Origin of the sequence: Paraburkholderia caffeinilytica, from assembly GCF_003368325.1 — a bacterium.
GTDB lineage: Bacteria > Pseudomonadota > Gammaproteobacteria > Burkholderiales > Burkholderiaceae > Paraburkholderia > Paraburkholderia caffeinilytica.
In genome coordinates, this window is the sequence record NZ_CP031467.1 from 1272345 (window position 1) to 1299189 (window position 26845).

The following is a 26845-nucleotide window of genomic DNA, read 5'->3' on the forward strand; positions in this document are numbered from 1 at the left end:
CTTCGTACTGCCTGCGCCGGCACTTCTGCCAGGACCGCTTCGCTGAGCGTTGTAAGCGGCTCTAAAACAAAGGTAGTCCTCTCCTCTGCATCGTGCAAGACGGCGCCAGGGGGAAACGCGCCCCATATACGGATCGCGTGAATGGAGGCGTTATTTGCCGCGATGCAATGCAAAACGGCCGCCTCCAGCCTTGGCTGTCGGGGCGGCCGTCTCCCTGGGGCGCCGGGTGTTCAGAGTCTGTTCACGTGCGCGACGTGCGTACGACGACTACGCGAAAGACAGAATGGCCAGCCAGAAGCACGTGAATGACCTGGTCCCCACGCCCGGTGGTATTTTTGGTGGCATCCGTACCGGCAAAATTCCACGAACCCGCTCCAGCAAAGCGATAGCCGGAATTGTTCCACTCCGGCCCCGGCACCAACAGGAAATATCCGCCTTACCGCCCCGCCACCTGGGCGCCGCCATGCATCGCGGCACGCCGGCGCTTGAACACATAACCGGCCCACATCACGACCAGCCACGCGGGCACGAGCCATACTGACACCGACAGGCCCGGCGTCATCGCCAGAATCACGAGGATCAGCGCCATGAAAGCGAGGCAGATCCAGTTGCTGACCGGAAACCAGAACGACTTGAACACAAGCGTCTCGCCCGCTGCCACCATCGCCTTGCGCGACTTCAGATGCGTCAGGCTGATCAGCGCCCAGTTCAACACCAGCGCGGCGACCACCAGCGCCATCAGCAAGTCGAGCGCTTCGGCCGGAATCAGGTAGTTGACGATCACGCAGGTGAATGTGGCGAGCGCCGATAAGCCAATCGCCATATAGGGCACGCCGCGCCGATCGACCTTCATCAGCGCGCGCGGCGCATTGCCTTGTTCCGCGAGACCGTAAAGCATGCGGCTATTCGCATACACGCCGCTGTTGTACACCGACAGCGCCGCCGTCAGCACCACCACGTTGAGGATGTTTGCGGTCAACGTCGAGCCGATCTGCGAGAAGATCATCACGAACGGGCTGCCGCCTGCCGCGACCTGACTCCAGGGATACAGCGAAAGCAGCACCGCCAGCGAGCAGATATAGAAAATCAGAATCCGGTAGATCACCTGATTCACGGCCTTCGGAATGCTTTTTTGCGGATCGGCCGCTTCAGCGGCCGTAATGCCGATCAGTTCAAGGCCACCGAACGAAAACATGATGACCGCGAGCATCATGAACAGGCCGTGAAAACCGTGCGGGAAAAAGCCGCCGTCGGCCCAGAGATTGGTGATCGAGGCTTGCGGCCCACCGTGGCCGCTCATCAGCAGATAGCCGCCGAACAGGATCATGCCGATCACGGCCACCACCTTGACGATCGCAAACCAGAATTCAGTTTCGCCGTATGCTTTGACGTTGGCGAGATTGATCGCGTTGATGACGGCGAAGCACACCAGCGCCGAAACCCAAGTCGGCACGCCCGGCCACCAGTAATGCACGTAGGTGCCGACTGCGGTCAGCTCGGCCATGCTCACGAGCACATACAGCACCCAGTAGTTCCAGCCGGACAGAAAGCCGGGGAAATCGCCCCAATACTTGTACGCGAAGTGGCTGAACGAACCGGCGACCGGTTCCTGCGCGACCATTTCGCCGAGCTGGCGCATGATCATGAAGGCGATGATGCCGCCGATCGCGTAGCCGAGAATCATCGACGGGCCGGCTGCCTTCAACACGCTGGCGGAGCCGAGAAACAGGCCCGTGCCGATCGCCCCGCCCAGCGCGATCAGCTGGATGTGACGATTTTTAAGCCCGCGCTTCAGGCCGTCTTGCTGCTGTGCACTATTCAAAATTGCGCCCAAGTGTATGGATATCGATCGCCCGATCAGACTTGTGGTCCGCCCCGGCAGAACCGGAAATTTTACCGCGACCGATATTCCCTAAATACTGGGACCAACCCGCGTCTGGCTTTGCGCCGCACCTAACGGCGAGGATAGGGATTGTCACTGGCGTGGGGCTTCTGTATGTTGCCCTAGTCGAGGTTTCAGCCTTCGGAGATTCAACATGTTGCCCAAACGTTTGTTTTGCGCCGCTGCTATGTGTCTCTGTTTCGCTGCGGCGAGTGCCCTCGCGCAAACCGCGGTGCCCCCGGCAGAACCCGCCGCCGAACCGGCCGACATGCCGGGCATGCCCGGCATGGAGTCGAGCGCACCGGAAACACCGGCCCCGCCGCCCGCGGAGCCGGCTGCGGCACCCGCGACGCCGGCCGCGCCCGCTGCACCCGTTACCCAAAAAGCGGCTGCGCCCAAACCATCCGCAGCGCCGATGACCGGCCCCGTACGCAATGTCGTGCTGGTTCACGGAGCGTTCGTCGACGGGTCGAGCTGGAACGGTGTCGTCGCGAAATTGCAGCAGAAGGGTTATCACGTGAGTTCGGTGCAGAATCCGCTCACGTCCCTCGCCGACGATGTCGCCGCCACCCGCCGCGTCCTCGCACGCCAGGACGGCCCGACCATCCTCGTGGGGCATTCATGGGGCGGCGTTGTGATTACCGAAGCGGGTGCGAACGCGCCGAACGTCTCGGGCCTCGTATACATCGCGGCGATTGCGCCCGATCTCCATGAATCGACGATGGACTTGATGAAGCGCGCGGCGCCGGCGCCGGCGGGTCAAGCCATCACCGCGGATTCCACTGGCTTCCTGTGGCTCGACCGCAGCAAATATCACGCCGACTTCGCCGCCGACGTGCCCGAGAATCTGACGCGCGTGCTCTCCGCTGCGCAACAGCCGATCGCAGCAAAGGCCTTCAGCGAAACGGTGAGCCAGGTGGCATGGAGAGAAAAACCGTCGTGGTACATCGTGACGACGAAGGACCGCGCGGTGTCGCCTGAAGTCGAACAGTTCATGGCCAACCGGATGGGCGCGAAGATCGTGCCGATCTCATCGAGCCATCTTGTGCCGGTGTCGCATGCGGGCGCGGTTGCGGATGTGATCGATCGGGCCGCGCGGGAGTTGAGCCGGCAACAGTAGGGCGTAGCCGGCTTGATACGTCTGCGCGAGTTTTGCGAAGTCGCTGGCCGCGGCATCGGCGCCGCCGGCAAAGGCCGCGACCTCTTCGTTGCGCGTATGCATCCAGCAAATCGAACCGAGCCGGTGCAAGCTATCCGACAGGCCGTTCAGGCTGTGTAGCCAGTCACGCCCTCCGTCATGCGGCTCAGCGCAGCATGAACGACATCGCCGACAGGCAGTTCAGCATGCGCACCGCATGTTCCGCCGACTCCGCGCCAAAGCGCAACGTGACAGCGTCGACACGCGTGAGCGTCGGCCATTGGCAGAACAAATCCGCGAGCGCGGTGGTTTGCACACGCAACTCGCATTCGACGGGCGTCACGGCAGCCCGCGTGGCGTGCGGCGCACGGCCCGCGTCGATGTAGTGCCGGACCACTTCGCGTGCGGCCATTTCGATCGCATCGCGAGCGCTTGCCGGTGTTTGCGTGACCCCGCTCGCATGCCCCGTCGCGCTCTTGGTGACGACAAAACGCGCGCCCGGAAAACGCGGCGCGGTTTCCTCGGCGAATACGTCGTCGCCGGATAAAAGCGCGACCTGTGCGCCATATTCTTCCGCCAACGCTCCATACAATCCGGCCTCGCCGACTTCGACGCCGTTCAACGAGACACGCGCGAACGCGAAGCTGTTGATCGTATGCGAGAGAATGCCGCGCGTTTGCGATCTGGCGTGATAGCCGATCATGAACACCAGCGCCGCACCGTATTCGAGCCCGGCCATCATGCCGAGCGTACGCGGTTTGCCGAGCACCACCTGAGCACGTGCGTCGAGCAGATCGGGCAGCAGATTGCGGAAGCCGCCATGCGAATCGTTGACCCACACGTGCGTCGCGCCGCCTGCGAACGCGCCTTCGATCGCGGCGTTGGCTTCAAGGGTCATCCAGCGACGCGCGGCTTCGTATTCGCCGTTGCCCGCACGCGTTTGCTCGGGATGAAACACACCGGCTACGCCTTCGATGTCGGCGGAAATCAGGACTTTCATCAGGAGGATTGCTTGAGAAGTTGAGCGAGATCGGAGGCGGTGTCGTGCAACGACTGACGACGGTGGCCGTCGCGGCCCGTCACAGACGTGGCGCTCCATAAAGCATCGACGATCGCCTGCTCGACGCTGTCCGCGCAGGCGCGAAATAGCGGATCGAGGCGCGCGTCGGCGAGCACGGGCGGCAGCGCGACAAAATCGGATTCGTGCGAGACGGTGTAGGTCGTTGAAAACGCCAACGCGATGTCACCGCTGCCGTGGCCGTATACCGAGCCGGTTCGTGCAAGGCCGGCCGCGGCGCGCAATGATAGGCGCTTGAGCTGACGAGCGTCGAGTGGCGCGTCGGAGGCGACGATCATGATGATCGAGCCCTGCTCGGGTTTCGCAGTCGTTGCCGGGAGGGCTGGATTCGTCGAGACCGTTGGGTTCGCCGAAGCGGCCGAATTCGCCGGATGCGCGAAGGCCGCTGAGCCAGCGGCGGCAGCTTTGGCTGCGCGTTCAACCAGCACGCGACCGAGCGGCATGCCGTCGATCGTCAACATCGGCAGGCGGCCGAAGTTCGCCAGCACCAGCGCGCCCACCGTATAGCGCTGCCCTGCTACATCCACGACGCGCGATGCATTGCCGATTCCGCCTTTCAGATCGAAGCAGGACATGCCGCGGCCCGCGCCGACCGAACCGCTCGCCACGTCGACGCTTGCCACCTCGAACGCAGCGTTGTAATGCCGCTCGCTTACCGCCAGCGCCTGAACATCGTTCAGGTATCCATCATTACATTCGAACACCAACGGATTGACCGTCGACCATTCGCGTCCAATTTGCGGATTGCCCTGTATGGCCGCGCGAATCTGCGCTTGTGCGACGGCGGCGACACTGAAGGTATTGGTCAGCGCAATCGGCGTCTCCAGCACGCCGAGTTCTTCAACCTGCAAGAGTCCGATGCTTTTGCCAAAGCCGTTGATCACTGAAGCAGCCGCGGGCACTTTCGCGAGAAACGGATCGCCGGCATGCGGACGAATCACCGTCACGCCAGTTTGCACAGCGCCTTGATCCAGCGTGCAATGCCCAACCGTCACGCCTTCTACGTCGGCGATCGTGCCACGCGGGCCGTTCGGCAACAGCCCGATATGCGGTGCGCTTTTGCCTGCCGATTCAGTCAAACTCATGGCCGGTCGAGTTTCGGATCGAGCGCATCGCGCAAACCGTCGCCGAGCAGATTGAAGGCCAGCACGGTGAGGAAAATCGCCAGGCTCGGAAACAGCGCGATATGCGGCGCGGTGACCATGTCGGCGCGCGCTTCATTGAGCATCGCGCCCCACTCCGGCATGGGCGGTTGCGCGCCGAGTCCGAGAAACGACAAACTTGCCGCCGTGATGATCGACGTGCCGATCCGCATCGTGAAGTAGACCACGATCGACGAAATCGTCCCCGGCAGAATATGCCGCACGATGATGGTCCAGTCCGACGCGCCGATGCTGCGCGCCGCTTCGATATAGGTGAGTTGCTTGAGCATCAGTGTATTGCCGCGCACGAGCCGCGCAAACGCCGGGATGCTGAAAATCGCCACCGCGCAGATCACGTTGATCATGCCGTTGCCGAGAATCGCGACCACACCGATTGCCAGCAGAATGCCAGGGAAGGCGAACAGCACGTCGGCGACGCGCATGGTGATGCGGTCCCACCAGCCCTCGTAGTAACCGGCCAACAGACCGAAGAACGTGCCGATCACCGCGCCGATCGCCACCGACAGAAAGCCGGCCTCGAGCGAAATACGCGAACCCGCCAGAATGCGGCTGAAAATATCGCGGCCCAGCGAATCGACGCCGAACCAGTGCGCGGCCGACGGCCCCGCGTTCAACGCGTCGTAGTCGAAGAAATTCTCCGGATCGTACGGCACGATATGCGGCGCGAGAATCGCGACCAGGACCAGCAGCAGCACGAAAACGCCGGCGCCGAGCGCCACATGCTGCTTGCGGAACTTACGCCAGAATTCGCTCCAGGGCGTGCGGATCGCATTTTCCACGAGCGCGGCCTTGGCCGCATTCGCCTCGGTGACTGAGATGCTCATGCGGGCCTCACTTGAAACGGATGGTCGGGTTGATGACGGCGTACAGCACGTCCACCACCAGGTTGATGATGATGAATTCAAGCGAGAACAACAGCACCTCGGCCTGAATCACCGGATAGTCGCGCATCGACACGGCATCCACCAGCAGGCGTCCGAGGCCCGGCCAGTTGAACACCACTTCGACCACGATCGAGCCGCCCAGCAGAAAGCCGAATTGCAGCCCCATCATCGTGACGACGGGAATCATCGCGTTGCGCAGACAGTGTTTGACGATCACGAGCCGTTCGGGCACACCCTTGGCGCGTGCGGTGCGCACGAAATCTTCATTCAACACCTCGACGAACGACGCGCGCGTGAAGCGCGCCATCACCGCCGCCACCGCCGCGCCAAGCGTGAGCGAAGGCAGCACGTAGCTTTTCCACGACCCGTCGCCGACGATCGGCAGCCAGCCGAGCTTCACCGAAAAAATCTCCATCAGCAGCATGCCGAGCGCGAACGCGGGAAACGAAATGCCCGACACCGCGAGCGTCATGCCGAGCCGGTCCGGCCAGCGATTGCGCCATACCGCCGAGACGATGCCGATGCCCATGCCGAGCACCACCGCCCACACCATGCTCGCGAGCGTAAGCAGCAGCGTCGGCATGAAACGCTCGCCGATTTCCTGGCTGACCGGCCGCTTGCTGCGCGTGGAGGTGCCGAAATCGCCGTGCGCGATCTTCACGAAGAAGTTGGCGAATTGCCGGGGCATCGGCTTGTCGAGGCCGAGATCGGCGCGCACCAGCGCAACGGTCGCCTCGTCGGCTTCGGGACCGGCCGCAAGGCGGGCCGGATCGCCGGGCAACAGATGCACGAACAGGAACACCAGCACCGCGACGATGAAAAGCGTCGGCAGCAGGCCAAAGATACGTTTGACGAGGAAGTTCAGCATGAAACCCAATCCGGCAATGATGCGGGCAACGAAAGATCTTTCAGAGCAGTACGCGACCGTCCGGTTCGTGCGTTCGTGAAGAACACACCGCGCCGGACGGCCGGCTCATCACTTGATCGCGATCTCGTCGAAATTGAACGAGCCGTCCGGCGCGACATACGCACCCGACAAACGCTTGCTGCGCGCGTACACGACCTTTTCCTTGACGAGGAAAATCCACGGCGCGTCGGCCCAGATGCGTTTTTGCGCGTCGGTGTAGAGCGTGGCCTTCTGTGTACGGTCGGTGGTTTCGAGCGCCTGCTTCAGATCGCTGTCGACGGTGTCGTTCTTGTAGTACGCGGTGTTGACCATCTTCGGCGGGAACGAGACCGACCCGAGCAGCGGCGTAATCGCCCAATCCGCTTCACCCGTCGACGACGACCAGCCTGCGTAGTACATCCGCACCGGCGCGGTCGCCGGATCCTGCGCGCTTTCCACCCTGGCGACGCGCTGACCCGCTTCGAGTGCCTCGACCTGCGCCTTGATGCCGACTTGCGCGAGTTGCTGCTGCACGAACTGAATTACCTTCTGCGCGGTCGAGTAGTTATACGCGGACCACAGCGTCGTTTCGAAACCGTTCGGATAACCCGCTTCCTTCAGCAACTCACGCGCCTTCGCCGGATCGTACGGCCAGGGGCCGAGCTTCGTCGCGTACTCGACGCCTTGCGGCACCACGCCCTCAGCCGGCGTCGCGTACCCGGCAAACGCGACCTTGATCAGCGCGTCCTTATTGACCGCGTAGTTCAGCGCTTCGCGCACCTTCGGATTGTCGAACGGCTTCTGGTTGACGTTCATGCTGATATAGCGTTGGATGATCGACGGCGACGCGATCAGATCGACCTTCGGGCTCGACTGCAATTGCGCGGCCTGCTCGAACGGCACCTGGAACGCGAAGTCCGCTTCACCGGTGCGCATCAACGCTGCACGCGTGTTGTTGTCGACCACCGGTTTCCAGTCGATCGCATCGACCTTCGGGTAGCCCTTCTTCCAGTAGCCGGCGAACTTCTTCACCGTCAGGTCGCCTGCCGGATCCCACTTCACCAGTTCGAACGCACCGGTGCCGACAGGATGGAACGCGATGTCCTTGCCGTACTTCTTCAGCGCATCAGGCGAAATCATCACCGCCGACGGATGCGCCAGCACGTTGACGAACGCCGAGAACGGCGCCTTCAGCGTGATCTTCACGGTGTACGGATCGACCACTTCGGTCTTCTCGATACGGTTGAACATGTTGTAGCGCTTGAGCTTGTTCGCCGGATCGGTCACGCGGTCGAAGTTCGCTTTCACTGCCGCGGCGTTGAAGTCGGTGCCGTCCTGGAACTTCACGCCGTGACGCAGTTTGATCGTGTAAACCTTCGCGTCCGGACTCGCTTCGTAGCTATCGGCCAGCACATTGACCAGCTTCATGTCCTTGTCGAAACCGAACAGGCCTTGATAGAACGACTTGGCGACGGCTTGCGACAGCGTGTCGTTAGCGTCATACGGGTCGAGCGTCGTGAAGGTCGACGCAACGGCCATCACGGCCGTCGTGTCGGCGTGCGCCACATTGCCCGCGAGCATCGCGAACACCACCGCGCCGCCGCTGACCAGCGCGCGCAAACGAAACGGAGAAGACGGGACCAGCAGGTTCATGAGGTTGGCTCCAGGCTGCGAATTGAAACAGGGTTATGTGCTGCGAGAAAAAATGGCTTTGCTTCGGGTTTAGTGCTTCGTTCAGGTCCGTGTTCAGGTTTGTGTTCAAGCTTGCGCGCGTCTAGTAAGCCCCGCCGACCCGATGCTGAGCCACGAAGTGATCCGGACCCACCGCAATCAACGGCGCCACGATCGGCTCGTCGTTCAGCGCGCGGATCGGGCTCGGAATCTCATCGGCGGCGAGCATGCGTTTCGCGTGACGGCGCGCCGGATCGGCGACCGGCACCGCGCCCATCAGCTTCTTCGTGTACGGGTGCTGCGGGGCTTCGAACACCGCGCGGCGCGGTCCGATCTCGACGATCTGGCCGAGATACATCACCGCCACGCGATGGCTGATGCGCTCCACCACCGCCATGTCGTGCGAAATGAACAGATACGCAACGCCGAGTTCGCGCTGCAGATCGAGCATCAGGTTGACGATCTGCGCCTGCACGGAAACGTCCAGTGCGGAGACAGATTCATCGGCGATCACGACTTTCGGATTCAATGCCAGAGCACGCGCAATCGCAATGCGTTGCCGCTGCCCGCCAGAAAATTCGTGCGGGTAGCGTCCTGCGGCTTCGCGCGGCAGGCCGACCTTTTCGAGCAGCCACGCAACGCGTGCCTGGGCTTCCGCGCCTTGCGCGACGCCATGCACGAGCAACGGCTCCATGATCGAGAAGCCGACCGTCAAGCGTGGATTCAGCGAAGCGAACGGGTCCTGAAAAATAAACTGGATATTTCGACGCAGCACTTGTAACGCAGAGCCTGTGAGCGAGCTGATCTCCTTGCAGTCGAATTCGATCGAACCGCTCTGGCTTTCGACGAGGCGCAGCAATGAACGGCCCGTCGTCGACTTGCCGCAACCCGATTCGCCGACCAACGCGAGCGTTTCACCCGGGCGCAGATCGAAGCTGACTTTCTCGACCGCATGCACGCGCCCCGTCAGGCGTCCGAACAGACCGCTCTTGACCGGAAAGCGCGTGACCAGATCGCGTACGCGCAGAATCGGCGGCGTGCTGTCGTGGACCAATGGTTGCGATTCTGCGGCGACGGCCGTAGCGGGACACACGGCCTCATCGCTGCCATTCAAGGCCGCCTGCTCGACGGTCAGAATCGGAAACCTGGCGGGCTGATCGGTGCCCTGCATCGCGCCAAGGCGCGGGACCGCCGCGAGCAAGGCCTTCGTATAAGGATGCGACGGCGCGGCGAACAGCGTATCCGACGCACCCTCTTCCACCTTCTCGCCGCGATACATCACCAGCACGCGGTCGGCCACCTCGGCCACCACACCCATGTCGTGCGTGATGAAGATCACGCCCATGTTCATCTCGTCCTGCAGGCCGCGAATCAATTGCAGGATCTGCGCCTGGATCGTGACGTCGAGCGCCGTGGTCGGCTCGTCGGCGATCAGCAGTGCGGGCTTGCACGACAGCGCCATCGCGATCATTACGCGTTGACGCATGCCGCCGGATAGCTGATGCGGAAAACGTGCGGCCACGCGGCGCGCTTCCGGAATGCGCACGAGGTCGAGCAGGCGCAGCGTTTCGGCGCGCGCGGCGGACCGGCTCTTCCCTTGATGCAAGGCAATCGCTTCGCTGATCTGATCGCCCACCGTGAACACCGGATTGAGCGAGGTCATCGGCTCCTGGAAGATCATCGCGATGTCGGCGCCGCGAATCGAACGCATCGTGCCGGACGACGCTTTCGCGAGGTCGAGCACGCTGCCGTCGCGGCGCCGGAGTACGATGCTGCCGCCGGCAAGGCGCCCACCGCCATGCTCGATCAGCCGCATCAACGCGAGCGATGTCACCGATTTGCCCGAGCCCGATTCGCCGACGATCGCCAGCGTCTCGCCACGCTCGACGGTCAGCGAGAGATTGCGCACCGCGTTGACGGTCTTGTCGCCGCTGCGAAATGCGACCGACAGATCGTCGACCGCAAGCACGCGCTGCGGCGGCAAGGTTTCGATAAGCGGACTGACGGTGTGCGATGAAGTCGGCACGATGGTTCCTTTGGATTCGGACGCGGCTAACGGTGGCTCAGGCAAAAACTCAAACTAAGATTCAAGCAGCCGTTCAAGCGACGGCGCGGCAAGACAGCATCAGCGATAGATCGCCGTCACCGGCGACTCGCCGAGCCGCGCGAAACCGCGATACATGCCCTCGGTGTTGAACGGCAGCGTGACGTTGCCGCGTGCGTCGACGGCGATCAGGCCGCCGCGTCCGTCGATCTTCGGCAAGCGGTTCATCACCACGTCGTGCGCCGCTTCTTCGAGCGAGACGTTGCGGTACGCCATCTGCGCCGCGACGTCGTAGGCGGCCACCATGCGCATGAACATCTCGCCGGTGCCCGTGGTCGAGACCGCACAGGTTGCATCGTCCGCATAACATCCCGCGCCGATCAGCGGCGTATCGCCGACCCGGCCGACCTGCTTGTTGGTGACGCCGCCCGTCGAGGTGGCGGCCGCCACGTGGCCGTGCTGATCGAGCGCGACCGCGCCTACCGTGCCGAACTTGCGATTCGGATCGATCGGCTCGTGCGGCGTGGGATCGTCGTCGCTCGATGAGGGCGCGGACGCCAGCGTCGCGCCGTCGTGATCGAGCATCGCGCGCTGCTGGCCACGCGCGAGTTGCCATTGGCGATGACGCGCTTCGGTGTGGAAATACCCGGGCTCGACGAATTCGAGTCCTTGCGCGGCCGCGAAGGCTTCCGCGCCTTCGCCCGTGAACAGCACATGTTCGCTGCGTTCGAGTACGCGGCGCGCCGCCAGAACCGGATTGCGTACGCGCGTCACGCAGCAGATCGCGCCGGCGTCGAGCGTGCTGCCGTCCATGATGGCCGCGTCCAGTTCATGCGTGCCGGCGGCCGTGTAGACCGCACCGCGGCCTGCATTGAAAAGCGGGCAATCTTCGAGCAGACGCACCGCTTCGCTGACGGCGTCGAGCGCGCTGCCGCCGTCGGCGAGCACGCGCTGTCCGGCGCTCAGCACAGCTTGCAAGGCAGCGTGATAGTCGGCTTCGGCGCTGGACGACATCGATGCGCGCACGATCGTGCCTGCTCCACCATGAATGGCGATGACTGAGTTGGAGTTCATTTCTTGGCTTTGGTAGTGCGGGGAATACGAGTGGAAGCGCTCGCGGACTGCTCGCTTGCGCTGGCGACAACCGTTTGCGGATCGGTGAGCCAGGGCAGCACGAATTCGGTGACTTCGGCGGCGGCCTTCACCGAGCGCTTCGCCCGGTAGGCGACCGCGTCGCACAGCGCCTCGATGACGGCCAGCACGGCCGAATCGGCATTGGCTGCGAGCCGCCGCTCGGAGCGGATAAAGAGCGAGAGATCGGCGAATTGCGCGAGCGGCGAACGCGGGCCGTCAGTCAGCGCAAGCACGCGCGCCCCGCGGCTTGCCGCACGCCGCGCGAGTTCGATCGTGTCTTCGACGTAGCGCGGAAACGCGATTCCGATCACCAGATCGCCTTCGTTCGAGGCGAACAGACGCCGCGCAGCGTGCGACGGTCCGCCGATCAACGCGAGCGATTGCACATTGTCGTGATACGGCATCAAGCCGTGCTCCATCAATCCGGCGAGAAATGCGCTGGCCCCGTAGCCGAGCACGAATACACGACGCGCGGAGACGATCGCTTCAACCGCTGCTTCGGCCGCAGCGCTGTCGATCGCAGTGCGCGTTGCATGAAGATTGGCGGCCGCCTGTTCGAGCAAGGCATCGAGCAGATCGTCGCCGGAAGCGAGCGATTCCTGCGCGCTACGCAACCGCTCTACCGGCGCGAGCGTCGCTTCGAAACCGCGTACGAGCGCCTCGCGAAACTGCGGATATCCATCGAAGCCGAGTGCGCGAGCAAAGCGATTCGCCGTTGCCACCGATGCCCCGACCACGCTCGCCAGTTCGTCGATTCGCATGGTCGCGGCGCGGAACAGATTCGCCAGCACGTAGTCGCCCATGCGTCGATGGATCGGCGTGAGGGTCGGCATGGCTGCGGCGATGCGCGCGGCGATGGCCTGCTCGGCGGGGTTCGAAGCGGCTGGCGAGTGAAGGATCATGCAAGCGAGCCGACGCGGTGGCGCGACGGTGTAATCAAAATGAATGAAAGTATATTTACATGGAAATCTCGCCGAAAAAAATTCATTTTCATTTTCGAGGGTTTTCACGGACGCCCGCGGGCGTTCCGCTTCTTGCGGTGCTATTCTTCGCTCGCCATGAATCTCGAAAGCATCCTCTTCACTCAAGGTTTCGGCTCGCGCCGCCAATGCCGGGCGCTGATCGGCGACGGTCGCGTGAGCATTTGCGGCGCTGTCCGCACCGATGCCGACGCCGATTTCCCAACTCATGACAGCACGCTCTGCTTCAGCGTGGACGGGGTCGTCTGGCCGTATCGCGAGCACGCCTATCTGCTGCTGAACAAGCCTGCCGGCTACGAGTGTTCGCGCGATCCGCAGCATCACCTGAGCGTATTCAGCCTGCTGCCGCCGCAGTTCGCCGAACGCGGCGTGCAATGCGTGGGCCGCCTCGATCAGGACACGACCGGCCTCCTGCTGCTCTCCGACGACGGCAAGTTCGTGCACATGTTCACGTCGCCGAAACGCAAGGTGCCGAAGCTGTACATCGCGACCACGCGCCATCCCATCGACGACGCCCAGTTGAGCGCCTTGCGCAACGGTGTCCTGCTGCACGGCGAGCCCAGGCCGATCGTCGCCGTCGATGTGGAGGCGCGCGGTGAGCACGCGCTGGCCCTCACCGTGATGGAGGGCAAGTATCACCAGGTCAAGCGGATGATCGCGGCCGCCGGCAACCGTTGCGAAGCGCTGCATCGCGAGCGGATCGGCGGACTCGCGTTGCCCGCGACACTGGCGGTTGGCGCGTGGCAATGGCTCGACGAAACCGACCTCGGATCTTTACGGAGCGGGTAAACCGGTAGGCCCCCTTTAGAGCCTTGATGCGTCAGGAGAATCGTGTGCGCGCCCGCACATAAGCCCTGAGAGACGCCGCATTGCGCGCTGCATCGCAGCATGCCCTTCCTTACAACTCGCTCTATACTCGTTTAAACAAAGACTACAAAGGGTTCAAGGAGGGGCGCCATGGTCATCCACGACACGATTGAAATTTCATCCGCGATGATTGCTTTCACATGTCTCGGGATAGTCCTGGTCGGCGGACTGCTGGTCGTGATGCGGCTGCGGCATAAATATCATCCGAACCTGATCGGCGCGCTGATCGGCGCAATGCTTTGTTTTCTGTTGCTCGAGGCATTGCCGGCGCTGACATAAGCCACAAAGGGGGGCGCGCAGTCGGCGCAGAGGCCGGCGCGCGGAGTATCGCCGGGCGCTGCATGGCCCGGCGATTTGTTGTTTGCGGCTGAACGTGTTGAAACCCGTCGCCTGGCCGCGTGTTTTCTCAGCCGCCCGCTTTTGCTTCGCCGTGTGGCCCCGTGGCACGCCGTTCGGACAGCACGCGCAGAAAATCGTCGACGCTTGGATACCGCAGGCGCACACGCAACTCTTCTTTGAGGCGCCGGTTCACGAGCCGCCTCGATTCACGCATGAAGGACAGCAAGGTCGGCTCGATCTGCCGTTCGGCCTCCGCGCGCGGGATGCGAGGTGCGCGCTCGAGACCGAACGCATCGGCCACCGCGTCGAAGTACGCTCCCATTTTCAGCGACGTATCGTCGGACGCGTGAATCACACGCGCCGGCCGCCCGTGTGTGGCGAGGCGCACGAGGATCGCGGCGAGGTCGTCGGCATGGATATGGTTGGTGTAGACGTCGTCGGCGTCGATCAAGGCCGGGGTGCGCTTTTCCAGTCGCGCGAGCGGCAGGCGGTTGCCCGCGTAGATGCCCGGAATCCGCGCGATGCTGGCGGCGACCGCGCCTCGCGCGGTGGCGCGCCGCAGTTGCCGCTCGGCCGAGACGCGGCGTTTGGCGCGCGCATTGGCCGGCTGCGGCGCGCGCGTCTCGTCGATCCACGCACCGTCACAGTCGCCGTAGACGCCTGTCGTGCTTGCGTACACCAGCCTCACAGGCACGCGTGGAGCGGCGGTCCAGCGCACCCTGTCGGGTACAATATTGGCTGCTTCAGATTCCGCCCACGAGGCACTGAGGTTGCGCGACCCGCGACGCAGCCGCCCGACCGGTGTCATCGCACCGCGCGCCGCACGCATCGCCCGATCACGGCGCGCGCTCAACGTAGCGAGCAAGGCACGCGTGCGGCGGTCGTCGTCGCCGGTCTTTTGCGGCGGCGCGAGATGCAGCACCGTCCGAGCGAGGCCGGCGAGCCGCTTCAGACTGCGGCGCACGTCGAGGTCGCCGACCAGCGGCGTGACGCCGGCGGCGCGCAATTCGGCGCTGCGTTCGGCGTGGCTGGTGAGCGCGAAGACATGCGCGCGTGGCCGCAACAGGGGCACGCAGCGCATGCCGACGTCACCGCAGCCAACAATCAACACGCGCGGCCGGCGTAAATTTCGTGTCGCTTTCATGGTGGACGCATTGTAGCCGTCAAGCGAGGCAGGTACCGCACAGTTGCACCGCGGGTCCGATAACGATTACCGACTTTTCGATTTCGAACACTCTATGGCATTTAACGTCACGCTCCGGCAAAGCGGCCGGCAGTTTCAGGTAGAACAGGACGAACCGGTCCTGATCGCGGCTTTGCGCCAGGGCATCGGCCTGCCGTACGGCTGCAAGAACGGCGCCTGCGGCTCATGCAAAGGCACCGTGGTCAGCGGGCAGATCGAACAGCGTCAGCATTCGTCGTCGGCCTTGTCGAACGACGAAAAGACTCGCGGCATGGCGCTCTTCTGCTGCGCGACGGCATGCTCCGATCTCGAAGTGGATATCCGCGAAGTGGCCGGCGTAGGCGACGTGCAGGTCAAGAAACTGCCGTGCCGCGTGAACGCGATCGAGCGCAAGGCCGACGACGTCGTCGTGTTGAAACTGCAATTGCCCGCTAACGAGCGTCTGCAATATCTGGCCGGCCAGTACCTCGAATTCATTCTGAAAGACGGCAAGCGCCGCAGCTATTCGATGGCGAGCGCGCCTCACACCGAAGGCCCGATCGAACTGCACATCCGTCACATGCCCGGTGGCGCGTTCACCGATCACGTCTTCAATGCAATGAAGGAGCGCGACATCCTGCGCTTCGAAGCCCCGCTCGGCACCTTCTTCCTGCGTGAAGACTCGGACAAGCCGATCGTGCTGCTGGCCTCGGGCACCGGTTTCGCGCCGCTGAAGGCGATCGTCGAGCATGCGGTGTTCAAGAACCTGAATCGCCCGATGACGCTTTACTGGGGCGCGCGCCGCAAGAAGGACCTGTACCTGCTCGAACTCGCCGAGCAATGGGCTCGCGAGATTCCGAACTTCAAGTTCGTGCCGGTGTTGTCGGAACCGGACGCGGGCGATGCGTGGACGGGCCGCGTCGGCTTCGTGCATCGCGCGGTCATCGAGGACCTGCCGGATCTGTCGCCGTACCAGGTGTACGCGTGCGGCGCGCCGGTGATGGTCGAGTCGGCGCAACGCGATTTCACCCAGCACCATGGGCTGCCGGAAGACGAGTTCTACGCGGACTCGTTCACGAGCGCAGCGGATCTGGCGAACGCGGTTTGAGAGAATGCGTAGCATCGTCGCATGCGCGTCGATGCTCGCGACGCGGAGTTCTGGAAGCGCGGCTGTGCAAATGGCCGCGCTTTTCGCATGTAGGGTGTGCGCCTACGAAGGCGTCGATTCTGATCTGCAACGCGTGCGCCTGGTTTTCTAGCGCCGCATGCTCCGGCCAGAGCATTTTGTGCAAGGGCGTGCATCCATCGCTGCCGGCTGCACCCAGATGCGAAACAACAAAATCGACCGCGGTCAGCGTATCGAACAGCCTGCGGCCATATACCGGCTCATGGTGCGCGACGCGATTACGCGTCTGATAGATGTGCTCCAATTGGATGGCGACCGCCGACCGATCGACTCGCTTGTCCGGGAAAATGCGCTTGAGCGACGATTTCCATAACGTCTGTTCGTAGTCGTTGGAAAACAGCCGCTTCCAGAAGTACATAGTGAGTTGGGTGATCACTTGCCCGCTTCGAACAGAGATTGTCTTTTGCCGCGCGTCGAGTCTGAATTCCTGCCGTAACCCATGCGGCACGCCGCGACGGAACGCCACCTCATCGAGAGCGCGTTTGTCGGAAGAGTTCAACTTGGTGTAGGCGGCGCGCTGCGCACTGCGAACCGCCGCTTCGATCTTGCCACGCTCCTCGTCCTTCCACGCAAAAGGCGCCGGTGGTCGACGCAACCAACCTTCAACGCCGAAATACTCGGTCAGTCTGTCGCACACGGCGTTGCGCAGTGCGACTTCGACCACCGCGGTCACGCTCATCAGTGCGCCGGCAAGCTGCAACATCTCCTGATGAAGAGCGACTGCTGCGCGAGTGCTCCCTGCCATTGCCTGAAACGTACCGAGACGCTCGCCCGAAAGCAGTGCGGCAACTGCCGTAATTTCTTCATCTGTCAGGTGTTTCATTGACCTTTAGCTCCTGTGCTTTTAGAATTGTTGGCGATAAGTCGGGATCAGTGTCGGCAGCTATCTTCGGGTGGGCGGACCCCCGGCTTCCTGATTAAAAATGGGCGCTCTCCTGAGCGCCCATTTGCATTTCTGGCAGCCGTTTACGCCGGCCTGTTTCGCCCTACCGGACAGCGGCTCCACAACCGATGTCACATTTTAGTCAGCCACACATCTCATAATCGGCGTACAACCTGAACTTCCGCCGCGGACACAAAATATCCGTCCAATGCAAATTCATGGTTTACACCAGCGCTTTTCTTGTCGTATTCTTTCGCGCATGAACCGCATCCAGTCCGAACTTCGACGTCGCCGCTCGCCGCTCCCTTAGGGGCGCCGCTGGCTTCGTCACGGATTCGCGCCGCACAAGGGCGCAAGCAGTTCGAATCATGAAAGCCACGGCATGCCGTGGCTTTTTTATTTGCTTTTTTGTTTTCCCCCGGCCGATGTTTGTGTCGGGCCAATCGCTCACTCACCCTTCACCCCGCTGTCTGGAGCCTGCCGTTATGAATTTCAATGAGTACCCGATCGAGTCGCTGATGTACATCACGAACCGGCCCGAAATCGTTTTCACGCACGGCAAGGGCTCGTGGCTCTACGACAATAACGGCAAGCGATATCTGGACTTCATCCAGGGCTGGGCGGTCAACAGCCTCGGCCATTGCAACGACGGCATGATCGAAGCGCTGAACACGCAATCGAAGCTGCTGTTGAATCCGTCGCCGGCCTTCTACAACGAGCCGATGGCGAAGCTCGCCGGTCTGCTCACGCAGCACAGCTGTTTCGACAAGGTGTTCTTCGCGAACAGCGGCGCCGAAGCGAACGAAGGCGCCATCAAGCTCGCGCGCAAGTGGGGCAAGAAGTTCAAGGACGGCGCGTTCGAAATCATCACGTTCGATCACAGCTTTCACGGCCGTACGCTCGCCACCATGTCAGCAAGCGGCAAACCGGGCTGGGACACGATCTACGCTCCGCAAGTGCCGGGTTTCCCGAAGGCGGATCTGAACGACATCGCATCGGTCGAAAAGCTGGTCAACGCGAAGACCGTCGCGGTGATGCTCGAGCCGATTCAGGGCGAAGGCGGCGTGATTCCCGCCACGCGCGAGTTCATGCAGCAACTGCGCGAACTGACGAAGAAGCACAACCTGCTGCTGATCGTCGACGAAGTGCAAAGCGGCTGCGGCCGTGCCGGCACCTTGTTCGCGTATGAACTGTCGGGCATCGAACCGGACATCATGACGCTCGGCAAGGGCATCGGCGGCGGCGTGCCGCTCGCGGCGCTGCTCGCGAAGGCCGACATCGCCGTGTTCGAAGCGGGCGATCAGGGCGGTACGTACAACGGCAATCCGCTGATGACCGCGGTCGGCTACTCGGTGATCTCGCAACTGACCGCGCCAGGTTTCCTCAAAGGCGTGCGTGCGCGCGGCGAATATCTGCGCGCCAAATTGCTCGAACTGTCGGAAGAGCGCGGCTTCGAAGGCGAACGCGGTGAAGGTCTGCTGCGCGCCCTGTTGCTCGGCAAGGACATCGGCAACCAGATCGTCGAGAAGGCTCGCGTGATGCAACCCGACGGTCTGCTGCTGAACGCAGCACGTCCGAACCTGCTGCGCTTCATGCCGGCACTGAACGTCACGAACGAAGAAATCGACCAGATGATGGCGATGCTGCGTTCGATTCTCGACACGCTGTAATCGCACAGGAAAGCGCGTATGACGACCGAGCCGTTATCGATCCGCCGCTTCGAAGCGAGCGACACCGATGCCGTGGTCGCGCTATGGCAGGAAGCGTTCCCGGAGTATCGGGACGTGACGAGACCGCAACGCAACCCGCATCTGTCGATCGCCAACAAGCTGGCGACGCAACCGGAACTGTTTTTTGTCGCGGTGTTCGGCGAACGTATCGTCGGCACGGTGATGGGGGGTTACGACGGGCACCGAGGCTGGTTGTATTCGCTCGCGGTGGATGAATCGCTGCGTCGTCACGGTATCGGCACGCGTCTGGTCGCGCACGTCGAAAGCGCGTTGACCGAACGCGGCTGCCCGAAGCTGAATTTGCAAGTGCTGTCCGCGAAGGCCGACGTGCGCGCGTTCTATGAGGCGCTCGGTTATCGCGCGGATGCTGTGATCAGTCTCGGCAAGCGCCTCGGCGAACTGGCGGACACTCCGGCCGCTTAGGCACCAGGCAGCCGCCTGAATGGAGAAAGGCCGCATGCGCGATTGAAACGCATGCGGCCTTTTTTTACGGCTAAAGCTAACTTAGTCCGGGGTTTTCACCCACTTATTCGTCAACTTATTTACCAACTTATTCACCGAGATAAGCTGCCCGAACCTTCGGATCATCGAGCATCTGCTTCGCGTCGCCGGACATCGTCACCAGACCCGAGTCCATCACGTAACCACGGTTCGCCGCCTGCAACGCGAGACGTGCGTTCTGCTCGACCAGCAGCACCGTCATGCCTTCAGCCGAAATCGCCCGCACCACTTCGAAGATCTTCTCGACCATGATCGGCGACAGACCCATCGACGGCTCATCCAGCAACAACAGCTTCGGCTTGCTGATGATCGCGCGCGCCATCGCCAGCATCTGCTGTTCGCCGCCCGACAAAGTGCCCGCGTATTGCGTCGCGCGTTCCTTCAGGCGCGGGAAGAAGCCGAACATGCGATCCACGTCCGCCTTGATGCCGTCCGTATCCGTACGCAGATAAGCCCCCATCTGCATGTTTTCGACGATCGACATGCGCGCGAAGATACCGCGGCCTTCCGGCACCATCGCCAGCCCTTTCTTGAGCAGCAGATGCGGCGGCATGCCCTTGATCGACTCGCCCATGTACTCGATGTCGCCGATCGTGTACGGCTTCAGACCCGTGATCGCCTTCATCGTCGTGGTCTTGCCCGCGCCGTTCGCGCCGATCAGCGTGACCAGTTCGCCCTGCGCGACCTCGAGGTCGATTCCCTTGACTGCCTGGATACCGCCGTAATTGACCTGCAGGCCCTTGATTTTCAACATGGTTTGCGTTGTGGACATCAGTGGACTCCTGCACCCAGATAAGCTTCGATCACCTTCGGATCCTTCTGCACGTCTTGCGGCAGACCTTGCGCAATCACCTTGCCGTAGTCGAGCACCGTCATCTGGTTGCACAGACCCATCACGAGTTTCACGTCGTGCTCGATCAGCAGGATCGTCTTGCCGTCCGCGCGGATCTTGTCGAGCAGCTTGGTCAGCTCGACCTTTTCCGTTGCATTCATGCCGGCAGCCGGTTCGTCCAGCGCGAGCAGCTTCGGATCGGTCGCGAGAGCACGGGCAATCTCCAGACGGCGCTGGTGGCCGTACGACAGATTGCGCGACGTGTAGTCCGCGTACTGCGCAATGCCGACGTACTCCAGCAGTTCAACCGCGCGCTCCTTGATCTCGCGCTCTTCCTTGCGCTCGGCCGGCGTCTGGAACACGGCGCCCAGCAGGCCGTGCTTCGTACGCACGTGACGGCCGACCATCACGTTTTCCAGCGCGGTCATGCCGCCGAACAGACGGATGTTCTGGAACGTACGGGCAATCCCCGCCTTCGCCACCTGGTAGACGGCGGTCGGCGTGTAGTTGTCGCCGTCGAGCTTGAACTCGCCCGAATCCGGCGTGTACAGGCCCGTGATCACGTTGAAGAAGGTCGTCTTGCCGGCGCCGTTCGGGCCGATCAGGCCGTAGATCTGGCCGGATTTGATTTCCAGGCCCACGTCGGACAGCGCCTGCAGGCCGCCGAAGCGTTTGTTCACGCCCTTCACGGACAGTCGAATGTTATCGCTCATGTTTTATCTCTCTCGTGTCGACCAGAGTTGGCGCTTTAGCGCTTACTCTGGTCCCATGCAGGGCCGTAGCCCTGCGCCGTTAGGCCCGTACCGGCTTCTTGCCGCTACGCTTCGACAGTTTCGCGATCTTGTCTTCGTGCTTCGGCGACGGCCACAAGCCTTCCGAGCGGTACAGCATGATCAGCACCATCGCGAGTGCGTAGACCAGCTGACGGATCACTTCCGTGTCGACGATTTCATGACCGAACACCATGTTCTGCAGCGGACCCATCGTCGAACGCAGGAATTCCGGCAGCACCGCGAGCAGCACCGCGCCCAGAATCACGCCCGGAATGTGGCCCATGCCGCCCAGCACCACGCACGCCAGCACCACGATCGACTCCGGCAGCGTGAACGATTCCGGCGACACGAAGCCCTGGAACGAACCGAACATCGCGCCCGACAGGCCGCCGAACGACGCGCCCATCGCAAACGCCAGCAGCTTCACGTTGCGGGTGTTGATGCCCATCGCCTTGGCGGCGATTTCGTCTTCGCGGATCGCGGCCCATGCGCGGCCGATACGCGAGTGCTGCAAACGCGTACACACCCAGATCACCAGCAGCGCGGCCAGCACGAACAGGTAGTAGTACGAGTACACCGACGGGAACTGGAAGCCGAACAGCGAGTGCGTCTGCGAGAGGCTGAAGTCGCCGACATGCACCGGGTCGATCCCCGTGATCCCCTTCGGGCCGTTGGTGATGTTCACCGGACGGTCGAGATTGTTCAGGAAGATCCGCACGATTTCCCCGAAGCCCAACGTCACGATGGCGAGGTAGTCGCCACGCAGACGCAGCGTCGGTGCGCCGAGAATCACGCCGAAGAACGCGGCGATGGCCATCGCGCAGGGCACGATGATCAGGAACGGCACATGCAGCCCGCCCGGCGCGAGATGCGAGATCCACTCGAACTGCGCCGCCAGGTGCGGCGAGGAGAGCAGCGCGGATGTGTAGGCGCCGACGGCGTAGAACGCGATGTAGCCCAAATCCAGCAGGCCGGCAAAGCCGACCACCACGTTCAGGCCGAGCGCGAGCATCACGTAGAGCATCGCGAAGTCGAGCACGCGGACCCAGTAGTTGCCGCCTGCCGTACCGATGATCATCGGCGCCGCGATCACGAAGATCGCGGTGATGATGCCGACCGTCAGCGTCTTGGTCAGGTTCTTTTCAGGGATGAGCGTCGTGGACGGCTCGATCGGTTGAATTGAGGTCATGTCTGTTTACTCCTAATGGCCCAGGATCAAGCGCGATCCGCAACGCGTTCGCCGAGCAGGCCCGACGGACGGAACACCAGCACAATGATCAGCACGATGAACGCAAACACGTCCTGATAGTTACTGCCGAACACCCCTCCCGTCAGGTTGCCGATGTAGCCGGCGCCCAACTGTTCGATCAGCCCCAGGATCACGCCGCCGACCATCGCGCCGCCGAGATTGCCGATACCGCCGAGCACCGCCGCGGTAAAGGCCTTCAGGCCGGGGATGAAGCCCATGTAGAAGTGCGCGTTGCCGTATTCGGACGCGATCATCACGCCGGCCAGCGCCGCGAGTGCCGAGCCGATCATGAAGGTCGCCGAGATCACGAAGTTCGGGTTGACGCCCATCAGGCTGGCGTTGCCCGGATTCTCGGCGATCGCACGCATGGCGCGGCCGAGCTTGGTCTTGTGCACGAGCAGCAGCAGACCTGCCATCACGAGGAACGCCACCACGATGATCACGATTTCAGTCATCGAGATCACGGCGCCGGGCGTCGTGTCCGTGGCCTTGATCACGTTGAGCGGGTCGGTGGGCAGCAACTGCGGAAACGGCAGCGGGTTGCGCGACCAGATCATCATGGCCAGCGTCTGCAGCAGGATCGACACGCCGATGGCGGTGATCAGCGGCGCGAGACGCGGCGCTTTACGCAACGGCCGGTAGGCCACGCGCTCGATCGTGTAGCCGACCGCCGCGCACACAATGGCCGCGATGATCAGCGCGATGATGAGCGTCGGCACATTGCCGAGGCCGGGGAAGTGGTTCTGAAGCACGCCTATGGCTGAGAGCGCAACCATCGCGCCCACCATCAACACGTCGCCGTGAGCGAAGTTGATGATGCCCAAGATGCCGTAAACCATCGTATAGCCCAGTGCGATGATGGCGTAAACGCTGCCAAGCACCAGCCCGTTGAGGACCTGCTGGATGAAGATATCCATTTAATGCTCCTTAGCCCGTGCAACTGGATTCGCGTTCTTCATCAGCCGGTGGGCGGTGATGCGGTACGCCAATCTCAACGGCACTGCGGGTACTGATGTAAAAGACCGGTAAGGGTTATCCGCTGCCCGGTTCGTCTTATGACTGTGATGCAGTCGTGGACTCGCCGATGGCGGATGCAAAAACGGCACCGTTGGGTGGTTTCGGTGCCGTCAGGCTGAACGTCCCGTCATCGCATCTTCACGACGTCGAGAACCGCTTTCTTGCCGTCCTTGAAGTCGTAAAGCGTAATGGCGCTCTCTTTCAAATCACCCTTGTCGTCGAACGCGATGTGGCCGATTACCCCGTTGTAATCGGTCGACGGCATCGCAGCCAGCACCTTGGGCGCCTCGATCGAATTAGCGCGCTTCATTGCATCGACAATCACGTACACAGCGTCATACGTGAACGGCGCGTAAATCTGCACCGGCGTGTGGAAGCGGTCCACGTACTTCTTTTCGAAGTCCGCTCCTTTGTCCATTTTCGAAAGCGCAAGTCCTGCCTCCGAACAGACCAGGTTTTGCACGGCGGTTCCCGCCAGCTCACCCACCTTGTCGGTACACACACCGTCGCCGCCAAGGATTTTTGCCCCGATACCGAGCGCCGCCGCCTGTTTGGTAAACGGCCCGCCCGTTGCATCCATGCCGCCGAACATGATCACGTCCGGCTGAACACGCTTGATCTTTCCAAGGACGGCCTGAAACTCCGTAGCCCTGTCATTCGTGGCTTCACGCGCGACGATCTTCGCCCCGCTCGCCTGCACCGTCTTTGCGAACTCGTCGGCCAGTCCCTTGCCGTATACGGTCGAGTCGTCGACGATCGCGATGCGTTTCGCGCCAAGCACTTTCGTTGCGTAGTTGGCAAGCGCCGGCCCCTGCTGGGCGTCGGTCGCGACCACGCGATAAGTCGTCTTGAAACCTTGCTGCGTATACCCCGGGTTCGTCGACGACGGCGAGATCTGCACGATCCCCGCATCGCTATATATCTTGGACGCCGGAATCGAAACGCCCGAATTCAGGTGCCCAACCACGGCGACGACATGATCGTCGACGAATTTTTCAGCGACTGCCGTTCCCGTTTTCGGGTCCGCGGCGTCGTCCTGCGCGTCGAGCTCCAGCTGGATCTTGTGACCGTCGATGGTCAAGCCTTGTGTATTGATTTCCTCGACCGCCAGACGCGCGCCGTTTTCGTTGTCTTTACCAAGATGTGCAATGCCGCCCGTCAATGGGGCCGCATGACCGATTTTCACGACAATCGCCTCGCTAGCCGGTGCCGCCGCCATGGCAGCCGATGCACCCGCTCCCGCCTCGCTATCCTGTTTCTTGCCGCACGCGGTCAACATCGCAACCGCGGTCACGATGGACACGGTGTAAGCAAATTTGACTCGCATTAAGTAGGTCTCCCGCGCCTTGCAAAATCCATTGTTCGGGACCCGGAGGCCTTGAGAACGCGCGCATTGTAACTCCAATTATGCGACGGGCAATATTGTTGAAACGGTGGGGTTTTCCTGCATTGCAACCTTATTTTGAGAGAGAAATCCCCCGATAGGCGCAACCCGGTTGCGACTATTTTTCGTGCATCAGTTGCACCACCGTTGCGCCCAATGGCATCAAGTGTTGCAGCGATCTGGCCCGATCCCCGATTGCGCCGTGGTTCGCGTTAGGTATTACGTTTCCATTGATATCAAGATGAGCGCACCATTCTAGTGCGTCAAAAATCAAGGCAGCATGTTTGATAGGATTTAAACGGGGACATATCATCGAAAGATCAAATAAAAGCCAAATCACAATTCAAAAGAATTTGTGTGGGAGAACACTTAAAACGGCTTCTGGCGATGATCTGGCACTTTATTTCGGCGGACCGACGAATCCGCGGACGTAAAAAAAGCGCGCCCTTGGGCGCGCTTTTCTTTCAGAAACGTCGGCTGATTGTCAGGCAGGCAGACCCAGCCCGCGCGGCAGCGGAAACGCGATGTTCTCCTCGATGCCTTCGAGCGCACGCACGTTGCGCACGCCGAGCTCACGCAACCGGCCAATTACGGCCTGCGCCAGCACTTCCGGCGCTGAGGCGCCCGCCGTCACACCGATCCGGCGTTTGCCTTCGACCCACACCGGATCGATCTGATCCGGCGAGTCCACCATATAGGAAGGCACGCCAAGCTTTTCGGCCAGCTCGCGCAGCCGGTTCGAATTCGAACTATTCGGGCTGCCAACTACGATCACGACATCGCATTGCGGCGCCATGAACTTGACCGCGTCCTGACGGTTTTGCGTGGCGTAGCAGATATCCTGTTTCTTCGGTTCGCGGATCGCCGGATACTTTGCCTTCAAGGCAGCGATGATCTCGGCTGCGTCGTCGACCGACAGGGTGGTTTGCGTAACGAACGCGATCCGCTCGGGATCGGCCAGTTGCAAGGCCTGCACGTCTTCGATGTCTTCCACCAGGTGCATGCCTTCGCCCGCCTGCCCCATCGTGCCCTCGACTTCAGGGTGACCCTTGTGGCCGATCATCACGATGTCGAAGCCGTCCTGGCGCATCTTCGCGACTTCGATATGCACCTTGGTCACGAGCGGACAAGTGGCGTCGTACACCCGCAAGCCACGCGACTCGGCTTCCGAACGCACCGCTTTCGACACGCCGTGCGCGCTGAAAATGACCGTATTGCCGGCCGGCACTTCTTCCAGCTGCTCGATAAAGATTGCGCCCTTCTTGCGCAAATCCTCCACGACATAGGCGTTGTGGACGATTTCGTGGCGCACGTAAATCGGCGAGCCGTGCAGTTTGATGGCCCGCTCCACGATTTCAATGGCCCGATCGACGCCGGCGCAGAACCCACGCGGCTGCGCCAGCAGGATCTCAGTTTCGGCAAGAGTCGTATCCGTGATGCTCATGTTTACAGAATCCCGATGATTTTCACTTCAAACGCCAGCGCCTGGCCGGCAAGCGGATGGTTGAAATCGAACAACGCCGACGTCTCGCCAACTTCCTTCAGGACGCCCGCGTAGCGGCCGCCACCCGGCGCGTTGAATTCGACCAGGTCACCCGGCGAAAAATCCTCGCCGATCATGCTGTTTTCGCGCAGCGTGGCCAGCGAAACCCGTTGGATCAGCTCCGGATTGCGCGGACCGAACGCCTGACCCGGCGTTAGCTGAAAGGTCGAATGGTGGCCCACCTTCAAACCCAGCAAAATATCTTCCAACGGCGGCGCCAGTTGACCTGCGCCGAGCAGCAGCGTGGCCGGCTTGTCGGTAAACGTATTGATGACTTCGGCGCCATCGGCAAGGGAAAGCCGATAGTGAAGCGTCACGTGTGAACCGGGCTTCACTTCGGAAATGTCGATGATGCTCATGCAATGCTCGCTCAGTCGAAGCGCGCTGCACGCGTGCGCCGCGGGCGCAGTTGACGCCGCAGTTGACGCGTATGGCAACCCCTCGGGGTGCCGTGCGCAAAGCGTCTATTGTAAGCCACATAGCGGGCGGTGGCTTGGGTCCGTCGCGCGCATCGCGGCA

General features: G+C 62.1%; 23 protein-coding genes and 1 pseudogene. 6 read left to right on the top strand and 18 right to left on the bottom strand.

Features of this window, described 5'->3' with window-relative positions; all coding sequences use genetic code 11:
* Positions 1–436 precede the first annotated feature (436 nt).
* The gene (locus tag DSC91_RS21745) at positions 437–1822 is read right to left on the bottom strand and encodes an amino acid permease (protein ID WP_115783419.1); all 1386 of its coding nucleotides are present in this window, start codon (positions 1820–1822) and stop codon (positions 437–439) included.
* Positions 1823–2036: 214 nt separating this feature from the next.
* On the opposite strand from DSC91_RS21745, the gene DSC91_RS21750 reads away from it, so the two are divergent.
* Positions 2037–3002 carry an alpha/beta fold hydrolase gene (locus DSC91_RS21750; protein ID WP_115780809.1) on the top strand — a complete coding sequence of 322 codons (966 nt, stop codon included), beginning with the start codon at positions 2037–2039 and terminating at the stop codon, positions 3000–3002.
* A 184-nt stretch (positions 3003–3186) separates the two neighbouring features.
* On the opposite strand, the gene DSC91_RS21760 is transcribed toward DSC91_RS21750, so the two are convergent.
* From DSC91_RS21760 to DSC91_RS21795, 8 genes are all read right to left on the bottom strand, one after another.
* Complete coding sequence (locus DSC91_RS21760) at positions 3187–4020, bottom strand: M55 family metallopeptidase (protein ID WP_115780811.1); 834 nt, start codon at positions 4018–4020, stop codon at positions 3187–3189.
* Positions 4020–5183 carry a DmpA family aminopeptidase gene (locus DSC91_RS21765; RefSeq protein WP_115780812.1) on the bottom strand — a complete coding sequence of 388 codons (1164 nt, stop codon included), beginning with the start codon at positions 5181–5183 and terminating at the stop codon, positions 4020–4022. The genes DSC91_RS21760 and DSC91_RS21765 overlap by 1 nt, the downstream gene beginning before the upstream one ends.
* Positions 5180–6085, bottom strand: coding sequence for a glutathione ABC transporter permease GsiD (gsiD, locus tag DSC91_RS21770; RefSeq protein WP_115780813.1), 906 nt, complete (start codon positions 6083–6085; stop codon positions 5180–5182). The genes DSC91_RS21765 and gsiD overlap by 4 nt, the downstream gene beginning before the upstream one ends.
* Positions 6086–6092: 7 nt before the next feature.
* Positions 6093–7013, bottom strand: a complete 921-nt coding sequence (gene gsiC, locus DSC91_RS21775) for a glutathione ABC transporter permease GsiC (protein ID WP_115780814.1) — start codon at positions 7011–7013, stop codon at positions 6093–6095.
* Between the two features lie 108 nt (positions 7014–7121).
* Positions 7122–8684 (bottom strand): glutathione ABC transporter substrate-binding protein GsiB, encoded by a 1563-nt coding sequence (gsiB, locus tag DSC91_RS21780; RefSeq protein ID WP_115780815.1) that lies wholly within the window; start codon positions 8682–8684, stop codon positions 7122–7124.
* Between the two features lie 121 nt (positions 8685–8805).
* Positions 8806–10728 (bottom strand): dipeptide ABC transporter ATP-binding protein, encoded by a 1923-nt coding sequence (locus DSC91_RS21785; RefSeq protein ID WP_115780816.1) that lies wholly within the window; start codon positions 10726–10728, stop codon positions 8806–8808.
* Positions 10729–10827: 99 nt separating this feature from the next.
* Positions 10828–11820: an isoaspartyl peptidase/L-asparaginase family protein gene (locus DSC91_RS21790; RefSeq protein WP_115780817.1), complete on the bottom strand. Its 993-nt coding sequence runs from the start codon at positions 11818–11820 to the stop codon at positions 10828–10830.
* Positions 11817–12782: a MurR/RpiR family transcriptional regulator gene (locus DSC91_RS21795; RefSeq protein ID WP_373291772.1), complete on the bottom strand. Its 966-nt coding sequence runs from the start codon at positions 12780–12782 to the stop codon at positions 11817–11819. The genes DSC91_RS21790 and DSC91_RS21795 overlap by 4 nt, the downstream gene beginning before the upstream one ends.
* Before the next feature lie 156 nt (positions 12783–12938).
* On the opposite strand from DSC91_RS21795, the gene DSC91_RS21800 reads away from it, so the two are divergent.
* Together DSC91_RS21800 and DSC91_RS21805 are read left to right on the top strand one after the other, a co-directional pair.
* Positions 12939–13649, top strand: a complete 711-nt coding sequence (locus DSC91_RS21800) for a pseudouridine synthase (RefSeq protein ID WP_115780818.1) — start codon at positions 12939–12941, stop codon at positions 13647–13649.
* 168 nt (positions 13650–13817) lie between these two features.
* On the top strand, positions 13818–14006 hold the full coding sequence (locus tag DSC91_RS21805) for a hypothetical protein (protein WP_115780819.1): 189 nt from the start codon (positions 13818–13820) through the stop codon (positions 14004–14006).
* Positions 14007–14133: 127 nt separating this feature from the next.
* Here the strand turns inward: DSC91_RS21805 and DSC91_RS21810 are convergent, their stop codons facing one another.
* Entirely contained in the window at positions 14134–15210 is a 1077-nt protein-coding gene (locus DSC91_RS21810) for a Rossmann-fold NAD(P)-binding domain-containing protein (protein ID WP_115780820.1), read from the bottom strand.
* A 94-nt stretch (positions 15211–15304) separates the two neighbouring features.
* Here DSC91_RS21810 and DSC91_RS21815 point away from each other — a divergent pair, with 94 nt between their 5' ends.
* Positions 15305–16336: a CDP-6-deoxy-delta-3,4-glucoseen reductase gene (locus tag DSC91_RS21815; RefSeq protein ID WP_115780821.1), complete on the top strand. Its 1032-nt coding sequence runs from the start codon at positions 15305–15307 to the stop codon at positions 16334–16336.
* Here DSC91_RS21815 and DSC91_RS21820 read toward each other — a convergent pair.
* Positions 16302–17078, bottom strand: coding sequence for a hypothetical protein (locus tag DSC91_RS21820; protein WP_175172031.1), 777 nt, complete (start codon positions 17076–17078; stop codon positions 16302–16304). The genes DSC91_RS21815 and DSC91_RS21820 overlap by 35 nt on opposite strands.
* A 459-nt stretch (positions 17079–17537) precedes the next feature.
* Here DSC91_RS21820 and DSC91_RS21825 point away from each other — a divergent pair.
* Together DSC91_RS21825 and DSC91_RS21830 are read left to right on the top strand one after the other, a co-directional pair.
* A pseudogene (locus DSC91_RS21825) lies at positions 17538–18967 on the top strand (acetylornithine transaminase).
* Positions 18968–18985: 18 nt separating this feature from the next.
* Positions 18986–19450, top strand: a complete 465-nt coding sequence (locus DSC91_RS21830; protein ID WP_115780823.1) for a GNAT family acetyltransferase — start codon at positions 18986–18988, stop codon at positions 19448–19450.
* Positions 19451–19577: 127 nt separating this feature from the next.
* Here DSC91_RS21830 and DSC91_RS21835 read toward each other — a convergent pair whose 3' ends face one another.
* The 7 genes from DSC91_RS21835 to DSC91_RS21865 form a co-directional block, all read right to left on the bottom strand.
* Positions 19578–20282: an ABC transporter ATP-binding protein gene (locus tag DSC91_RS21835; RefSeq protein WP_115783422.1), complete on the bottom strand. Its 705-nt coding sequence runs from the start codon at positions 20280–20282 to the stop codon at positions 19578–19580.
* A 17-nt stretch (positions 20283–20299) separates the two neighbouring features.
* Positions 20300–21073 carry an ABC transporter ATP-binding protein gene (locus DSC91_RS21840; protein WP_115780824.1) on the bottom strand — a complete coding sequence of 258 codons (774 nt, stop codon included), beginning with the start codon at positions 21071–21073 and terminating at the stop codon, positions 20300–20302.
* 79 nt (positions 21074–21152) lie between these two features.
* Entirely contained in the window at positions 21153–22322 is a 1170-nt protein-coding gene (locus tag DSC91_RS21845; RefSeq protein ID WP_115780825.1) for an ABC transporter permease subunit, read from the bottom strand.
* Between the two features lie 26 nt (positions 22323–22348).
* Positions 22349–23299 (bottom strand): branched-chain amino acid ABC transporter permease, encoded by a 951-nt coding sequence (locus tag DSC91_RS21850; protein WP_115780826.1) that lies wholly within the window; start codon positions 23297–23299, stop codon positions 22349–22351.
* A 227-nt stretch (positions 23300–23526) separates the two neighbouring features.
* On the bottom strand, positions 23527–24726 hold the full coding sequence (locus tag DSC91_RS21855; protein ID WP_115780827.1) for a branched-chain amino acid ABC transporter substrate-binding protein: 1200 nt from the start codon (positions 24724–24726) through the stop codon (positions 23527–23529).
* Positions 24727–25267: 541 nt separating this feature from the next.
* Complete coding sequence (gene ispH / locus DSC91_RS21860; protein ID WP_115780828.1) at positions 25268–26227, bottom strand: 4-hydroxy-3-methylbut-2-enyl diphosphate reductase; 960 nt, start codon at positions 26225–26227, stop codon at positions 25268–25270.
* A 2-nt stretch (positions 26228–26229) separates the two neighbouring features.
* Positions 26230–26685 carry an FKBP-type peptidyl-prolyl cis-trans isomerase gene (locus DSC91_RS21865; RefSeq protein ID WP_042321518.1) on the bottom strand — a complete coding sequence of 152 codons (456 nt, stop codon included), beginning with the start codon at positions 26683–26685 and terminating at the stop codon, positions 26230–26232.
* Positions 26686–26845: the final 160 nt, after the last annotated feature.

Bases quoted from the DNA above. Each gene is read 5' to 3' on its own strand.
- DSC91_RS21795 (WP_373291772.1), bottom strand. From the start codon at position 12,782: ATGATCCTTCACTCGCCAGCCGCTTCGAACCCCGCCGAGCAGGCCATC.
- DSC91_RS21750 (WP_115780809.1), top strand. From the start codon at position 2,037: ATGTTGCCCAAACGTTTGTTTTGCGCCGCTGCTATGTGTCTCTGTTTC.
- DSC91_RS21865 (WP_042321518.1), bottom strand. From the start codon at position 26,685: ATGAGCATCATCGACATTTCCGAAGTGAAGCCCGGTTCACACGTGACG.
- DSC91_RS21790 (WP_115780817.1), bottom strand. From the start codon at position 11,820: ATGAACTCCAACTCAGTCATCGCCATTCATGGTGGAGCAGGCACGATC.
- gsiC (WP_115780814.1), bottom strand. From the start codon at position 7,013: ATGCTGAACTTCCTCGTCAAACGTATCTTTGGCCTGCTGCCGACGCTT.
- DSC91_RS21850 (WP_115780826.1), bottom strand. From the start codon at position 23,299: ATGGATATCTTCATCCAGCAGGTCCTCAACGGGCTGGTGCTTGGCAGC.
- DSC91_RS21845 (WP_115780825.1), bottom strand. From the start codon at position 22,322: ATGACCTCAATTCAACCGATCGAGCCGTCCACGACGCTCATCCCTGAA.
- DSC91_RS21810 (WP_115780820.1), bottom strand. From the start codon at position 15,210: ATGAAAGCGACACGAAATTTACGCCGGCCGCGCGTGTTGATTGTTGGC.
- gsiB (WP_115780815.1), bottom strand. From the start codon at position 8,684: ATGAACCTGCTGGTCCCGTCTTCTCCGTTTCGTTTGCGCGCGCTGGTC.
- DSC91_RS21830 (WP_115780823.1), top strand. From the start codon at position 18,986: ATGACGACCGAGCCGTTATCGATCCGCCGCTTCGAAGCGAGCGACACC.
- ispH (WP_115780828.1), bottom strand. From the start codon at position 26,227: ATGAGCATCACGGATACGACTCTTGCCGAAACTGAGATCCTGCTGGCG.
- gsiD (WP_115780813.1), bottom strand. From the start codon at position 6,085: ATGAGCATCTCAGTCACCGAGGCGAATGCGGCCAAGGCCGCGCTCGTG.
- DSC91_RS21760 (WP_115780811.1), bottom strand. From the start codon at position 4,020: ATGAAAGTCCTGATTTCCGCCGACATCGAAGGCGTAGCCGGTGTGTTT.
- DSC91_RS21805 (WP_115780819.1), top strand. From the start codon at position 13,818: ATGGTCATCCACGACACGATTGAAATTTCATCCGCGATGATTGCTTTC.
- DSC91_RS21855 (WP_115780827.1), bottom strand. From the start codon at position 24,726: ATGCGAGTCAAATTTGCTTACACCGTGTCCATCGTGACCGCGGTTGCG.
- DSC91_RS21815 (WP_115780821.1), top strand. From the start codon at position 15,305: ATGGCATTTAACGTCACGCTCCGGCAAAGCGGCCGGCAGTTTCAGGTA.
- DSC91_RS21835 (WP_115783422.1), bottom strand. From the start codon at position 20,282: ATGTTGAAAATCAAGGGCCTGCAGGTCAATTACGGCGGTATCCAGGCA.
- DSC91_RS21840 (WP_115780824.1), bottom strand. From the start codon at position 21,073: ATGAGCGATAACATTCGACTGTCCGTGAAGGGCGTGAACAAACGCTTC.
- DSC91_RS21800 (WP_115780818.1), top strand. From the start codon at position 12,939: ATGAATCTCGAAAGCATCCTCTTCACTCAAGGTTTCGGCTCGCGCCGC.
- DSC91_RS21765 (WP_115780812.1), bottom strand. From the start codon at position 5,183: ATGAGTTTGACTGAATCGGCAGGCAAAAGCGCACCGCATATCGGGCTG.